General features: G+C 43.3%; 14 protein-coding genes and 1 riboswitch. Of the genes, 12 read left to right on the forward strand and 2 right to left on the reverse strand.

The window, feature by feature from the left end; all coding sequences use genetic code 11:
- Positions 1–2: 2 nt before the first annotated feature.
- The 11 genes from walK (at position 3) to ACSW3C_RS18155 (ending at position 11,926) form a co-directional block, all read left to right on the forward strand.
- Complete coding sequence (gene walK, locus ACSW3C_RS18105; RefSeq protein WP_238079799.1) at positions 3–1,832, forward strand: cell wall metabolism sensor histidine kinase WalK; 1,830 nt, start codon at positions 3–5, stop codon at positions 1,830–1,832.
- Complete coding sequence (locus ACSW3C_RS18110; RefSeq protein ID WP_486564260.1) at positions 1,823–3,151, forward strand: YycH family regulatory protein; 1,329 nt, start codon at positions 1,823–1,825, stop codon at positions 3,149–3,151. Before walK ends, ACSW3C_RS18110 begins: the two co-directional genes overlap by 10 nt.
- Positions 3,138–3,968: a two-component system regulatory protein YycI gene (locus ACSW3C_RS18115; RefSeq protein ID WP_486564262.1), complete on the forward strand. Its 831-nt coding sequence runs from the start codon at positions 3,138–3,140 to the stop codon at positions 3,966–3,968. Before ACSW3C_RS18110 ends, ACSW3C_RS18115 begins: the two co-directional genes overlap by 14 nt.
- Positions 3,969–3,980: 12 nt before the next feature.
- Positions 3,981–4,769 (forward strand): MBL fold metallo-hydrolase, encoded by a 789-nt coding sequence (locus ACSW3C_RS18120; RefSeq protein ID WP_238079796.1) that lies wholly within the window; start codon positions 3,981–3,983, stop codon positions 4,767–4,769.
- A gap of 142 nt (positions 4,770–4,911) precedes the next feature.
- Complete coding sequence (locus ACSW3C_RS18125; RefSeq protein ID WP_486564264.1) at positions 4,912–6,162, forward strand: S1C family serine protease; 1,251 nt, start codon at positions 4,912–4,914, stop codon at positions 6,160–6,162.
- Between the two features lie 170 nt (positions 6,163–6,332).
- Positions 6,333–6,497, forward strand: coding sequence for a CxxH/CxxC protein (locus ACSW3C_RS18130; RefSeq protein WP_486564266.1), 165 nt, complete (start codon positions 6,333–6,335; stop codon positions 6,495–6,497).
- 79 nt (positions 6,498–6,576) lie between these two features.
- On the forward strand, positions 6,577–7,056 hold the full coding sequence (gene rlmH, locus ACSW3C_RS18135) for a 23S rRNA (pseudouridine(1915)-N(3))-methyltransferase RlmH (RefSeq protein ID WP_207959592.1): 480 nt from the start codon (positions 6,577–6,579) through the stop codon (positions 7,054–7,056).
- Positions 7,057–7,149: 93 nt separating this feature from the next.
- A complete protein-coding gene (locus tag ACSW3C_RS18140; protein WP_486564268.1) occupies positions 7,150–7,908 on the forward strand; it encodes a nucleotidyltransferase domain-containing protein in 759 nt (252 codons plus the stop codon).
- A 148-nt stretch (positions 7,909–8,056) separates the two neighbouring features.
- Positions 8,057–8,158, forward strand: a riboswitch (purine riboswitch).
- A gap of 128 nt (positions 8,159–8,286) precedes the next feature.
- The gene (gene ade, locus ACSW3C_RS18145; RefSeq protein WP_486564270.1) at positions 8,287–10,041 is read left to right on the forward strand and encodes an adenine deaminase; all 1,755 of its coding nucleotides are present in this window, start codon (positions 8,287–8,289) and stop codon (positions 10,039–10,041) included.
- Between the two features lie 144 nt (positions 10,042–10,185).
- A complete protein-coding gene (locus tag ACSW3C_RS18150) occupies positions 10,186–11,229 on the forward strand; it encodes an alpha/beta fold hydrolase (protein WP_486564271.1) in 1,044 nt (347 codons plus the stop codon).
- Positions 11,230–11,383: 154 nt separating this feature from the next.
- Positions 11,384–11,926, forward strand: a complete 543-nt coding sequence (locus tag ACSW3C_RS18155) for a histidine phosphatase family protein (RefSeq protein ID WP_486564273.1) — start codon at positions 11,384–11,386, stop codon at positions 11,924–11,926.
- 76 nt (positions 11,927–12,002) lie between these two features.
- Here the strand turns inward: ACSW3C_RS18155 and ACSW3C_RS18160 are convergent, their stop codons facing one another.
- Positions 12,003–12,464, reverse strand: coding sequence for a staygreen family protein (locus ACSW3C_RS18160; protein WP_486564369.1), 462 nt, complete (start codon positions 12,462–12,464; stop codon positions 12,003–12,005).
- Between the two features lie 559 nt (positions 12,465–13,023).
- The gene (locus ACSW3C_RS18165) at positions 13,024–14,193 is read right to left on the reverse strand and encodes an MFS transporter (protein WP_486564276.1); all 1,170 of its coding nucleotides are present in this window, start codon (positions 14,191–14,193) and stop codon (positions 13,024–13,026) included.
- A gap of 79 nt (positions 14,194–14,272) precedes the next feature.
- On the opposite strand from ACSW3C_RS18165, the gene yeiL reads away from it, so the two are divergent.
- Entirely contained in the window at positions 14,273–14,944 is a 672-nt protein-coding gene (yeiL, locus tag ACSW3C_RS18170; RefSeq protein WP_486564278.1) for a transcriptional regulator YeiL, read from the forward strand.
- Positions 14,945–14,984 lie beyond the last annotated feature (40 nt).

Raw genomic sequence — 14,984 nt, forward strand, 5'->3', positions numbered from 1 at the left:
CAATGCAAAAGGTCGGTTTTTTCCGCTCCATCCATACAAAGGTCGTCCTGATCTACATCATGCTTATCATCATTGCGATGGAAGTGATCGGGCTTTATTTCGCCCGTGAGCTGGAGCATGCACTGAAGACAAACTTTACGACTTCCTTAGAGGATCGGTTGAATCTAGTTGCATTCAGTGTGCGTGAAGAATTATTAAAAGAACGGTCCGCGGACGATCCGAATTCTGAAAAGAACAGTCTTCGGACCGTCCTTTCGGGTTTTACTTCGGAAGATATTAATGAAATACGGGTAATCAATGCAAAGTATAAGATTTTGGCGACATCAGTGCTCGAAAATCGTGGGTTGGAAAACCAAACGATGAAAGAGGACATTGTCCGAAAAGCGATGACGACCGAGGCGGATGTGGATTCGACGAATCTGGATCCAAGGAATAGAAAAAGGGTTTTCGTCAAAGTGAAGCCGATCATGGACGGCAACGAAATCTTAGGAACGCTTTATGTCGAGGCAAATATTGAAAAAGTATATAAGCAAATTGATGAAATCAACCAGATCCTCGCAGGAGGCGTAGCGGTATCCCTGACGATTACTATTATCATCGGTATATTTATCGCCCAGACCTTCACAAGGCCGATTTCCGATATGAGACGCCAGGCGCAGGCGATGGCCAAGGGGAACTTTTCGAGGAAGGTTCATGTCTATGGCAATGATGAAATGGGACAGCTCGCGATTGCTTTCAACCATCTGACAAATCAGCTTCAGGAATCGCAGTCGACGACCGAGAGTGAGCAGCGCAAGCTCGCTTCGGTACTAGAAAATATGACCGACGGCGTCATATCGACCGATCGGAAAGGGCGCATCAGCCTGATCAATGACTCTGCGTTGATGATGCTGCGTGTAACCCGCGACGTCGTATTAAATCGACCGATTACGAGCGTTCTCGGCTTGGAACAGGAATACGCCTTCGAGGATTTGATTCAGATGAAGGAATCGATCGCCCTTGATTTCAGTACGGAAGAACAGCCGTACATTCTGCGTGCGACCTTCTCTGTCACCCAAAGGGAAACAGGATTTGTGAATGGATTAATCGTTGTGCTTCATGACAATACCGAGCAAGAGAAGATTGATATGGAGCGAAGGGAATTCGTTTCGAATGTCTCCCATGAATTGCGGACGCCGCTCACAACGATGAGGAGCTACTTGGATGCGCTGGCGGATGGCGCATGGAAAAGCGAAGATATCGCACCGAATTTCTTGCGCGTCACCCAAACAGAAACTGAGCGGATGATCCGGCTCGTCAATGACTTATTGAAATTGTCCCGGATGGACAGCAAAGAATATGAATTGGATACGGAGTGGGTGGAGTTCAATCATTTCTTCAATTCCATCATTGAACGTTTCGAATTCTCCAAGTCTCAAAATGTCCATTTCAAACGATTGCTGCCGAGGGAAGATCTGTTTGTCGAGATTGACCCAGATAAGCTGACGCAAGTCATCGACAATATCATTTCCAATGCTTTGAAGTATTCGCCGGATGGAGGCGACGTCCGTTTTGGCGTAACGACATCCGGAGATTTCATTAAAGTGATGATTTCCGATGACGGGATGGGCATACCGAAAGCGAATGTCACCCGGATTTTTGAACGTTTCTACCGCGCGGATCGAGCCAGATCCAGAGCGATGGGCGGTACGGGTCTTGGACTGGCCATAGCAAAGGAAATGATCAATGCCCATGGTGGAGATATTTGGGCGGAAAGTGAAGAAGGGAAAGGGACGACCATCTTTTTCACACTACCTTACGAACAACAACAAGAGGACGGTGAGTGGGGTTGAAATATCTAGAGCCGATCAAATCGATCGTCTTGTTGCTGCTCGTACTTTTAAGTATCGCGTTCACGTTCTCCATCTGGACGTATACGCCCAATTATGACCCGATTGAACCAACATCAACCGTCGATACATCGATTGCTAAACAGCTGTCGATCCGGGAACTGGTCAAGCCTTATAAATTGATTGTCCATTCCGAAGTGGGGCTCAAAGGGACGATGGAAGAAAAAGAGATCGACGTATTTCTATATGAAATGTCTCATTGGCGCGTGACGGAGTTTTCCAGGTCTCCTCAAGAGATGAACCAGAAAAAGTTTAATGAGTTTTTAAGCGAACCGAACCGCATGACACTATTTTTCCAAGGGAATGTCCCCCTGCCAATCTATGATGTCCTCTTGAATATAGAGGAACCGAATCTTCCAGAGGCTACCTTCGATCGGATCGTCGTGGAATGGAATGCCTCGGAGAATAATTTTAAGGTGCACTTCATCAATCATTTGACGGGAGATCATTATCAGGGAAAAGTTATGGCGGATGAATTCTTGAATTCCTATAAAGTGATCGCTCTGGACAGCAAGGATTTGCCTGATTATGAGAAAGTGAGTACGACGGATCAGCAGTATATCGCTGTTCCGAGCCAGCCGGTCGTTCTAAAGGAGAAGACATTCTTTCAGCAGGAAGTAAGCCCGACACGGTTCCGCAATGCATTATTTAACGATCCAAATGCGGTACGCAGAAGCCCGGTTGATTCCAATCACGAGGAGTATGGCGACAATGTGGCCAAAATGATCGTGGATACGGAAAAGAAAACGTTGAATTTCGTTCATCCTGATGCTCAAAACACGAACCCTGCTGCTCCTTCCGAGCTTTTCAAGGATGTACTGGATTCCATCAATGAGCATGGAGGTTGGACGGATTCGTACCGATTCGTTTATATGGGGCAACGATCGCATTATGTGAAATTCCAATTATCCATGGACGGATTGCCCGTGCATAGTAGTGATTCCTCTGGAGTGACTGAGATTACCGTGAACTACGGAGTTAATCGAATTCAACAATACAGCCGTCCGTATTATACGCTGGATGAATGGTTGACGGAGGATGAAGTAGAGCTGGCTTCCGGGACAGATGTAGCGGAGACGATGAGACATGCCAATAAGTCGGAGTTCAAAAATGTAGTGGATCTCACTTTAGGTTATACGATGCGGCATGATACGGAGCGGCAGCTATACATTATGGAGCCGGGATGGTTTTATTTATCCAAACAAAAATGGATCCGTTATTCACCTGAACAGTTTGGAGGTGAGCCGATTGGATTGGAATAAAACCAAAACAATTTTTATCGTCGTTTTTTCGATACTGAACATATTTTTATATACCCTTTACTTTAAACAGCGTTCGGATGCTCAAAATGTGGCGCTGATTGGCAGAACGTCAATTGAAGAAGTGTTGAAACAGGACAATATAACGTACGATATTCCGCAAAACGTGAAAACCAAATCGTCCTATATATCCGCCAAAATTGCCACCTTCTCAAAAGACGAACTGGAAGGATTAAAAGATCAATCGATCGTGTTGTTAGACAATGATACAATGATCCAAGCGAAGCTGACAGCTGATCTGGCAGTGAAAGATGCAAATAAGCATTATCAATTCGATCACTTTCTAGCCAATTATGTATATGCCGGAAATGAATATACCTTATGGGAAGTCAATGAAACGGAGCAGAAGGCGGTCTTCTTCCAAGTGGCAGGAGAGGAGCCGATTTATTTCAGCCCAAATGCCATGCTCACCGTCTATTGGAACGATGAGGGGAATATTACAGGCTATACACAAAAGATGCTGAAAAGCTTCTCGAATTATAACCATAAAGACTTACTGACGCCCGTGGAAGCAGTCGGTTCTCTCGTGACCAGAGGCTATGTCAAGCCGGATTCCAAAGTTCGGGAAGTGAAGCTGGGCTACTCGACGCTTGTCCAATTACAGGAAACTCAAGTATTTGCCCCGACATGGAATGTTCATGTAGAATTGAAAGATGGAGAGATGGAAGATCACTTTATTAATGCGATTGAAGGTAAAGTAATAGAGTTCCATCTTGATCCGCCTCAGGAAACAGAGGACCCGGAAGTCGAAGAAGAGTAAGGAGTTTTTGCGATGCGTTTTAGTGTGCTCGCCAGCGGAAGTACAGGCAATTCCATATATATCGAAACAGATGGTTATGCATTCCTCGTGGACGCCGGTTTAAGTGCGAAGCGAATGGAGCAGCAAATGGAGAGCATTGGCCGTTCAATGAAAGAAGTGAATGGCATCTTTGTGACCCATGAGCATAGCGACCATATTAAAGGGATCGGCGTGCTGGCACGCCGGTATGGCATGCCAATTTACGCAAACCGTAAAACATGGGCGGCCATGGATGGATTGGTCGGAGACATTCCGACTGAGCAGCGATTCCATTTTGACATGGAGAGTGTTCAATCATTCGGCTCGCTCGATGTGCAATCATTCGCGGTCTCGCATGATGCAGCAGATCCGATGTTTTACGTTTTTCATGAAAATGACCGGAAGCTTGCATTGATTACGGACACAGGATATGTGAGCGACCGGATGAAGGGCCACATTCACGGAGCGGACGCTTTTGTCTTCGAAAGCAACCACGATGTCAGCATGCTCCAAATGGGACGTTATCCATGGTCGGTTAAGCGCCGGATCTTAAGTGATGTCGGCCACGTCTCTAACGAAGATGCTGCGGTTGCCATGAGTGAGGTGGCCGCATTAAAAGAGACGAGAATTTATTTGTCCCATTTAAGCAAAGATAACAATATGAAAGACCTGGCACGAATGAGCGTTTCGCAGACACTGCAAACATGCGGCATCGTGACAGGCGAATATGTTCATCTGTTCGATACGGACGCTGAGAAGCCGACGGAGCTCGTGACAGTATAGATCGAGAGCACTTTGACAGAGGCGGAAGCGCGGCTGTTGGAGTGCTTTTTTTTTATGGCCGATGAGAAAATGACAAGCGGCGTATTTGATTTTAAAGAATAAGGGTAAAGTGAGTGTATCTGTCTAAGAAAGGGAGAGGCCAATGGACGAATTCAATCAAGGACCCCGGGAAGAGGAAAAACCGATAATCGAAGAAAAAAAAGAGGAACCATACCGTCAGTATCAGCGCACTCCGAAACGGCGGAGCGGCTTTTTGCCTGCGTTGTTCGGCGCTATTGTAGGCGGACTGATCGTATGGCTTGTCGTCTATTCGATGAATGGCAAACAGGATCAGGCGACGCTTGTGAAACACGAAGAAACGGGACAGAACAATTTGCAAAGCGAGCGGGTATCCGTCGACATTAATACGGATATAACCGGTATTGTGAATGATGTGGCGGACACGGTCGTCGGCATTACGAATTTACAGACCGTACGGGATTTCTGGTCCTCTTCCGAAACGACGAGAGAAATAGGGACTGGATCAGGCGTTCTTTATAAAAAGGAAGGCGGCAAGGCCTATATCGTTACAAACCATCATGTCGTAGAGGGCTCGCAAGGACTCGAGATTACATTTGATGACGGGACAAAAGTAGACGGGAAGTTGATCGGCAGCGATGTATGGACCGATTTAGCAGTCGTTGAAATTGACGCGAGCCACGTAAATACAGTAATCGAATTCGGAGATTCGGATGCATTGAAACGCGGAGAGACCGTAATGGCAATCGGCAATCCGCTCGGTTTAGGCTTTGCGGGCTCGGTAACGGTCGGTGTCGTATCCGGGAAGGACCGTTCCATTCCGATTGATTTGGACAAAAACGGAACGATCGATTGGCAAGCGGATGTACTTCAAACTGATGCAGCCATCAATCCCGGCAACTCCGGCGGCGCGCTCATCAATCTGGCGGGCCAGCTTGTCGGCATCAACTCCATGAAGATCACCCAAGAGACTGTTGAAGGAATCGGCTTAGCCATTCCGATTAATGTGGCGGTGCCAGTCATTGAGAACTTGGAGAAGACGGGAACCGTCAATCGACCGACGATGGGCGTCAGCTTGCTGAACCTTCGTGATATCCCGTCGACCCAGCAACGAGATGTCTTGCGGATGCCAAAAGATATTAAGGATGGAGTTGTCGTAACAGAAGTTTTCCGGAATACGCCAGCCGAAGCGGCAGGCGTCCAAAAATATGATGTCATTGTCGAGATGGACGGCGAGAAAATCGAAGACATGGTCGGCTTGCGCAAGCATTTATATAACGAGAAAAAAGTCGGCGACGCGATGAAGATGAAAGTATACCGAGAGGGCAAGTTAGTGGAAATTGAAATGGTACTTCGGGACGGAAACACGTTCTAATGTTACACTCATTACAAGAGACGTAACGAAAGCTTATCCACAACAGGCAGGGAAGCTGAAACAGCGGCTAATCCTGCCTGTTTTTTTATCCGTTTTTCAACAATGTGGATAGTTTACTGATTTTGTGCATAACTATGTGTAAAATAAAGAAGAGCGAAAGGATGAGATGTATGAAAATTTATAGTTGCGAAACACATATAAATCAAGCACTCGACGCATTTGTTGCAAAGGAGGAAACGTTTCCGATCATGGAAAAGGTACAAGAGGACGAAAAGTTATCCACAAAATGCGAGTACTGTGACACGCCCGCTTCCTATCTTGTGGCGAACGAATAATCGGGCACAATATGTAGATAAGTTCTGTGGATATGTGTATAAGTCTTGTGAATAACTTTTTGAAAAGGGTGGACAACCTGTGAATATTACAATTGTGTCAGTAGGAAAACTAAAAGAAAAATATTTAAAAATGGGAATTGACGAATACGCCAAACGGCTCGGCGCCTACGCCAAAATCGACCTCGTCGAAGTCGCCGACGAAAAAGCACCCGAATCCCTAAGCGACGCCGACATGGAAATCGTCAAGAAAAAGGAAGCCGATCGGATTTTGGCTAAAATCGGGGCGGATGCATATGTCATTGCACTCGCAATTGAAGGGAAGATGAAAACGAGCGAAGAGCTGGCTGCCGGACTCGAGTCATTAATGACATATGGCCGGAGCAAAGTCGTGTTTGTCATTGGCGGATCTCTTGGCTTACATAGTGATGTATTGAAACGGGCGGATGAATTGCTGTCGTTTTCGAAGATGACCTTTCCCCATCAGCTGATGAAGCTGGTGCTGTTGGAGCAGGTGTATCGTGGGTTTCGGATTATGCGGGGGGAACCGTATCATAAGTAAATGAGGTCAATGATGGATTCATTTTACTAATCGATACGCCATTAATTAGATTTGGTAAGATGGAGCTAGTTCAAGCTTAAGGGGGAGATGAAAATGAACGAAATCATTCAAAAGAAATTGTTAGAAATAGAAGAGAGATACGACGTGAAGATCTTATATGCTGTTGAATCTGGAAGTAGAGCATGGGGGTTTCCTTCAAAAGACAGCGATTATGATGTTCGGTTTATTTATATTCATACACCGGAATGGTATCTGTCAATCGATCCACAAGGAATTGGAGCAAAGAGAGATGTGATTGAAGAGCCAATCAATGAGTTATTAGATATAAGCGGTTGGGAAGTCACAAAAGCGTTGCGTCTTTTTAGAAAGAATAATCCCCCACTTTTAGAATGGTTAAGAAGCAATATCGTTTATTATCAAAAATACTCGTTTATAGGTAATATGCGGTCTTTAGAATCTGAAGTATATTATCCAAATTCGATGCTGCATCATTATTTAAACATGGCGAAAAATAATTATCGTGAGTACCTACAAGGTCCAGAAGTAAAAATAAAAAAGTATTTTTATGTACTTCGCCCGATATTAGCTTGTATGTGGATTGAAAAATATAATAGGACACCTCCAATTAGCTTTCATGAATTATTGGAAGACATCATTACAGTAGGTGAATTGAAAAATGCAGTGAAACATCTATTAAAAAGAAAGCTAATAGGTGATGAGTTAGATATTGAACCACGTATTTATGTAATTAACGATTTTATAGAAAGAGAAATAAATCGAATTGAAGAATATAGTAAAACGCTTCAAGTGGAAGCGAAGGATCCGACAGAAAAATTAGATGAACTGTTTTAGGCATACATTGCAAGAAGTTTGGATGGAATGAGTTTTTTGTGAAAGATTATCAAAAGAGTTATGGGTCAATATACAGGTTTACCTTTCCACCATGTCCACCCAAAAACCGATTGCAAAAATCCAAAATAATGCTATACTTAAAAAACTTAAAAACTGCATATGGTGTTTTCATATAATAGTGGGGATATGGCCTACGAGTTTCTACCTGTTCACCGTAAATGAACGGACTATGAAAAGCTAAAGACTGAAAGCCTTTACTGATTTTAAAGGTTTCGGTTTTTTGTATTTCGACATTAAAAGCCCGAAGTGCATTGCTTTTCCTAGTGGGGAGCGTGTGCTTTGGGCTTTTTTATACAAATCAGATGGGTGGAGAAAAGAGTGCAAAAAGAAGAATTGAAACAGCTAATTGACGTAGCTGCAGGACGGAAACTTGCAGACCTTGTTTTGAAGAACGGTAAGATCGTGGATGTCTATCAAGGAAGTATCCTTGTTGGCGATGTGGCCATTGTCGATGGGAAGATTGCGGGTATCGGAGAAACCTATGAGGGTAAAGAGGTTGTTGATGTAAAAGGAAAATATATTGCACCGGGTTTTATTGATCCACACATTCACGTGGAATCTTCCTATGTGACGCCAGAGGAATTTGGGCGTTTACTGGTTCCCCATGGCACGACGACTGTGATGGCAGATCCTCATGAAATTGTTAACGTAGCAGGGCTTAAAGGGCTAGATTATATGATTGAGGCAGCAGAACACACGGCGTTGGATATCCAATACATGTTGCCTTCTTGTGTTCCGGCAACCGATATGGAAAATGCCGGTGCGGTGTTAACCGCTTCTGATATGGTAACTCCATTAGAAACCGGAAAAGCGATGGGACTCGCTGAGTTTATGGATTTCCCAGGGGTCATTGAGGCCAAGGATGATGTGCTTGATAAACTGTTAGTAGCGAAGAAGCTACAGAAGCGAATTGATGGGCATAGTCCGATGGTAAACGGAAAGGAACTTAACGCATATATTGCGGCTGGTGTGGAAAATGACCATGAATGCTCTACTGTAGAAGAGATGCAGGCTCGTATCTCCCGGGGGATGTATGTCTTTTTACGGGAAGGATCTGTCACGCAAAATCTGCGTACTTTGCTAAAAGGTGTCACGACTCAAAATTTCCGCCGCTGTGTTTTGTGTGGTGATGATGTACAAGCTAAAACCATTATAGAAAAAGGGCATTTGGATAACGCAATCCGTATTTGTGTAGAGGAAAATGTGGATCCGATACAAGCCATTCAAATGGCTACCATCAACGCGGCAGAATGCTGTCAGTTGAATGACCGTGGCGCGGTGGCACCAGGATTAAGAGCCGATTTAGTCATTTTTAACGATCTTTATAACATGGTAGTGGAACAAACATATATCGAAGGTCAACTTGTGGCGGATCAAGGAAAATATGTATTGCCATTTAAGAGAGCCGAGATTTCTTCTGTACAATCTAGTGTACATGTCAGTAATTTTTCCAAAGAGAAGCTTTCCTTGAAATTAGATTCAAATAAAGCGAGAGCGATTGAAGTGATTCAAACCGAAGCGTTAACCAATGAAGCCATCGTCGAAGTAGATCTGGATGAGGCAGGAGAATTCGTGTACAACCCCAATAATCCGGTTGCCAAAATTGCTGTGATTGAAAGACATCATAATACGGGGAATGTATTCGTTGGTTTATTGAAAGACTATGGCATTCGAAAAGGTGCAATTGGCATCTCTATCGCACACGATTCACATAACCTGATTGTGACAGGGACCAACGACGAGGACATGGCATTGGCCGTTGAGAAGTTAAAAGAACAAGACGGCGGGGTTGTTCTGGTCAATGGCGGCAAGGTCCTCCATACGATGGCACTGCCGGTAGCTGGGTTGATGAGTCATCTTTCAGGAGAAGAGGTCATCGAAGAGCAACGCAAAGTCGATGATGTGGCACGTGACGTACTTGGAATTGCAGCTGATGTTGATCCCATTATGACATTAGGCTTTATGTCATTAGCCGTGATCCCGAACCTTAAAATTACGGATGTAGGACTTGTGGATGTAACAAAATTTGAATTTGTGCCTGTAGCTGTTGCGGTTGAAGAAAAGGTTTACTAACATTAAGCCAATGTTTCGGATAGGGCTCCTCTAAACAAGAGGAGCTCTTTTACTCTATAAACTATTACAGCGGCGTTGTAAGATAGATAAAAGAGTTAAGCAGTGGGCAACAATACATGGCACTGCCGTCAGGAGAGAAAAGGCATGCAAAGGCGTACGGCTAGAGTAGTAAAGATAGGTTTAGGAATTGCTTCGTTCATTATATTACTCTGGATGCTTTTCCCTACATGGACACCTCGCATTAATGGGGAGCAAAGCATAAGTACAATGGAACAGGTTGAAATTAATGGCACGGGACATGAAATTATGATTCGAGGAAAAGATTCCAGCAATCCAATTCTTATCTTTGTTCATGGTGGTCCAGCTTGTTCTGAAATTCCTTATGTAAGGAAATACCAAAAAGAACTTGAAAAGCAATTTACCATTGTACATTATGATCAGCGTGGGAGTGGAAAATCCTATCACTTTTTTGAGGACTATTCGAACCTGACCGCTGACTTGCTGGTTGAGGATTTGCTGGCATTAACCGATTATATTTCAGAGAGATTTAACCAAGAAAAGGTTTTATTAGTGGGCCATTCGTATGGCACTTATATTGGAATGAAAGCTATCGATCAATCACCTGAGAAATATTATGGGTATGTAGGCATTGGGCAAGTAGCAGACGTAGTGCAAAGCGAATTGGACAGTTTAGAATTTACACTGGAACAGGCAAAACTAAAAGGAAATTCAGGTGACATTGAGACATTAAGGTCTCTTCAACCATCCATTGAAAAGGGAGAGGCGCGGACACCGAGAAGTCTCGTCCGCCAATATGGAGGTGCGGCAAGACGTATTGATGATAACAAAGATTATCTGACAGGATTTCTTTTTAGCCCCGAATATAACGGGCTGGATGTCGTACGTTATCTAAGAGGAATTCATGTTACACAGGAAGCGTTGTTGAATGAAGGGACAAAGCACACTATTCCGGATCTTGTTAAGCAAGTGGATGTGCCGGTTTATTTTGTAATGGGGAAATTCGATTATATGACGTCTGTGAGTGCTGCAAAAAATTATTATGAGAGTCTGGAAGCACCTATAAAAGAGTTCATTATATTTGAAGAGTCAGCTCATTATCCGCAATTTGAAGAGAAGGAGAAGTTCGCTGCATGGTTACATAAAACCTTCGAGGAGCTTGAGCGATAGTAGGCAAATTCAATTAATCTCATAGAATCAAACCTTACGATACAAACAGGAACATGCCTTAATAGCTCCTGTTTGTTTTTTTATTGGTCAAAAAACCTGTGTGTAACATACAGTAACAGTGATAGTAGCGGTTGATAAGGAGGGAAACGATGTCTTGAATCAAGCATTACTTGATTCCCTGAGAAAAGGGGGCTATATACTCTATGTAAGGCATGGGGAAGCAACCGTAGGAGAAGATTTACCTGTTTTAGATTTCCAAAACTGCATAACCCAGAGAAATCTTTCTGAGCAGGGACGTAGGCAGGCTATTTTCTATGGAGATATTCTTCGATACGCTAGAATCCCGATTTGTTATCCTGTTGCTGCCAGCCCTTTTTGTAGAACAATTGAAACGGCACAGTTAGCATTCGGTCGTTGCAACGTTTACGTTGAACCCTTCTGGCTGGAGGTATATCGGTTGAGTGGAAATTTATCTAGCCAAGACAGAAGAAACATCTTAACTACCATTCAATGCGTGCTTGAGACGATACCTGAAGAGGGAAGAAATCAGGTAGTTGTTGCGCAGAGTTTTCCCGAAGGAGTTGGATTAGGTCCAATTCCTGACATGGGTACAGTTATTATTAAACCTAGAGGAAGGGGAAATGGTTTTCAAGTCGTTGGTCGTTTATCTTTATCTGATTTAGGTTCTTTAGTGTAGTTGCTTAACAAAGAAAATCGACGTTGAACCGGGTCATGCGTAATTGAAATACACAGTGGCCAGCTGTGTATTTCAATCAAACTGATTTTGAGTAACGGTTAAAACTACCCCAACTCTCCCGTGCAGCAAATTGCGGGTAAATGGAGATAAAATTAACGATGATTGGAGCGTCATCTAGATAGGGATGAAGATCGAAGAAAAATCGATCCCCATATCGAATGGCGGTCAAGGCAAGGGGCAATTCGCGTCGGAATACTTCATTACGTATGGCGGAGGTGGAAAGGCTAGGGGTTGCTCCATCAATAAAAACGTAAACGTTGTAGTACAAACTATGCCCATCTGTTTTCCATTCACCTAATACTTCATCTCTCATGTTAGGGTTCACTTTATCCCAAGCATAGTGGGTTCCAATTGTTAAAAACAGCTCTCCTGTGAAATCAGAGTGAGTTAATGTGTACAAGCGAGGAATAACTGGACCTGCAGCCGTTACGCCATTCCTGTATTCAACAGATAGTTTGGATGGATTGAACTCATTCATGCGATTCACGCCAATCTTGTTTTTGTTATACATATGCTGCCTTGCTAGTTGGCGCTAATCTTTCCATTTGAGAGTGGTCCAAAGTAGTCCTGCATGAGGAGTAATCAGCCCATATTAGCTATAGATTTGTTCTGCTAACAAGGTATGTTGTTATGAATATTCAACATGATAGACCTCGTATATAAGAAGTTTAACGAGTCTTCATGTATTTACTAAACCATAAAGAAATTGTATCAAAGGCAGGGAGCGCAACGTAGACTCCTATGGGAATAGCTTGAGCTGAAGACCCCGCAGGAAAAGCCGTAGCGTAGTACGGCTTTTGCGAGCTTAAGCGAATGCGCAGCGAGCAACGGATGTATAATTTCTGCGCTAGGCGCAGGAATTATACAAATCGAACCCTTCGCTGTTCGATTGGCTGAAGCCAAGCCCATGGAAAGCGAAGTTGCGCTCCCTGCCGGTTGGTTATGCACTTCTATTCATCTCAAAGTGACTTTGTCTACAGTCTGAGGCATTAGATAATCAAATCTAATGCCTCATTTTTATGATCAAAGAAAGAATTCTATTTAATCATGCCTTCCTTTTTATAATCCAGTTTCCGATACACAAGCGCAAGGATCATCGCTGGGATTGTAGAAACAATCATGCCGATAAAGGCATATCTAGGCTCAATTTCGTATAAGTAGCCGCCGAAAATTGTAAATACAGCAGTACTCCAGCTAAGAGCTAGGGCTGAATAAACGCCTTGTGCTTTCGGAATCTGGGCAGGTGAAATGTGTTTTATTAAGTATTTCATAAACGCATAATGCGCCATAGCAAACGAGAAGGCGTGCAACGTTTGAGCGATAGAGAAAACAATGACGTTCGGAAACGCGAATAGTAAGATCCATCGTAAGGTAGAACCCAGTGCTGCTATGGCCAGCAACGACCCTACTGAAAATTTATTAAATCTGCGGTCTGCGTTGGCAAAAAAGATGATTTCCGCCAATACGGAAATGTTAATAATAACGCCGATTAAATATTTGGGTGCATGGATTTCTTGCAAAAAGAGATAACCATAATTGTAATAAGACGCATGGGCTGCTTGCAGGAGAATAACGATACTAAGTACCAAACCGAAGTGTTTGATACGGAATAATCTTAATATGCCTCCTTTTTGTTCCTGATCTATTGGTGGTTTTGTAGCTAGAATGTCAGGAGCACGTAGAAAACCAAGACTAACGAATACGACGATGCCAAGTAAAAACGCCCATAATATCACGTGATCTCCAAGCATCGCTGTGAAGATAGAAAGAATTATGCCGGCTAATATGAAACCGATGGAGCCCCATTGACGGCTTTTCCCGTAATCTCGTAGTTGGTTACTTTGTACGAGAAGGCCGGCAGCACTGTCCAGAGCAGGCATCATGGCTGGATAAAGAAATTGGAATGCTAACGTGACGATAAGCAAACTGCTAAAGGAACTGGATGGAATGTAAAACAGAATAGCAATTAGTGTACCAATTCCCGCACCATGTAATAAAGCTTTACTACTGAATTTCCCCGATAAATAAGGGAAAGCAACTAAAGTGGAAAGGCCTCTTGCAATGAGCCCAAAGCTCATGATTAAGCTTGCCTGGGGAACTGTAAGCCCTTTGGCATGAGTCAGCCACCCCGTCCAATAAGGCAGAAAAACGCCCCATGTTATGAAAAAACAAAAAAACTGCATGCTCATCCAACGATGTGTGTTCATGTTATCCCCTCCGATGATTGCATGGTATCATGGAATGACGAGGGAATAATATGAGATATCTCATGTTTTGAGGTGGAAGATGGAAATCTATCAAGGCGAGAAAAAACATTTGTACATGAGGAAGCATTCTATTTTACATTTATTTTCTATTCCCGTTGAAGAGATGATGGAGGTACACGAGTATCAACGGGATGAGTGGATTATCCAAGAGGGATCGAGATCCGATTTCTTATTTTATGTGATTGAGGGGAAGGGCAAGATTTATGTCACTCACCACAATGGGAAAGTTTCGTTACTAAATTTTATCAATGCCAATGATTATATTGGAGAAATGGAATTATTAAATGAGGTGTACTATACAAAAGGAATTCAGGCGTTAACCAAAACCATCTGTTTCGCTCTTCCCATTCATCGTTGCCGGACACAATTGATGGGAGATGCTAAATTCCTCCGTGAATTAGCCAAGTTTCTAAGTGTGAAAGCAACACTTATGGCTACGAGATATTCTCAAAGTCTGGCCTTTCCACTTGAAAATCGGCTTGCCGATTTTATTTTACAAACGGCTGACGAAGGGATTTATAAGGAGAGACATGTAACCGTTTGTGATTATTTAGGGGTATCCTACCGTCACTTATTGCATGTGTTATCGCAGTTCTGTGAAAAGGGGTATCTGCAAAAGGATGGAAGGTATTATCAAATAACAAAATCCCATTCCTTATATGAACTTGCAGACGTGTTGAGGAATAAATAGCTTTGATTTGATGGATTTCATATTAATTAAAGAAAACTTA

It is taken from the genome of Sporosarcina sp. AD_1, assembly GCF_057373025.1.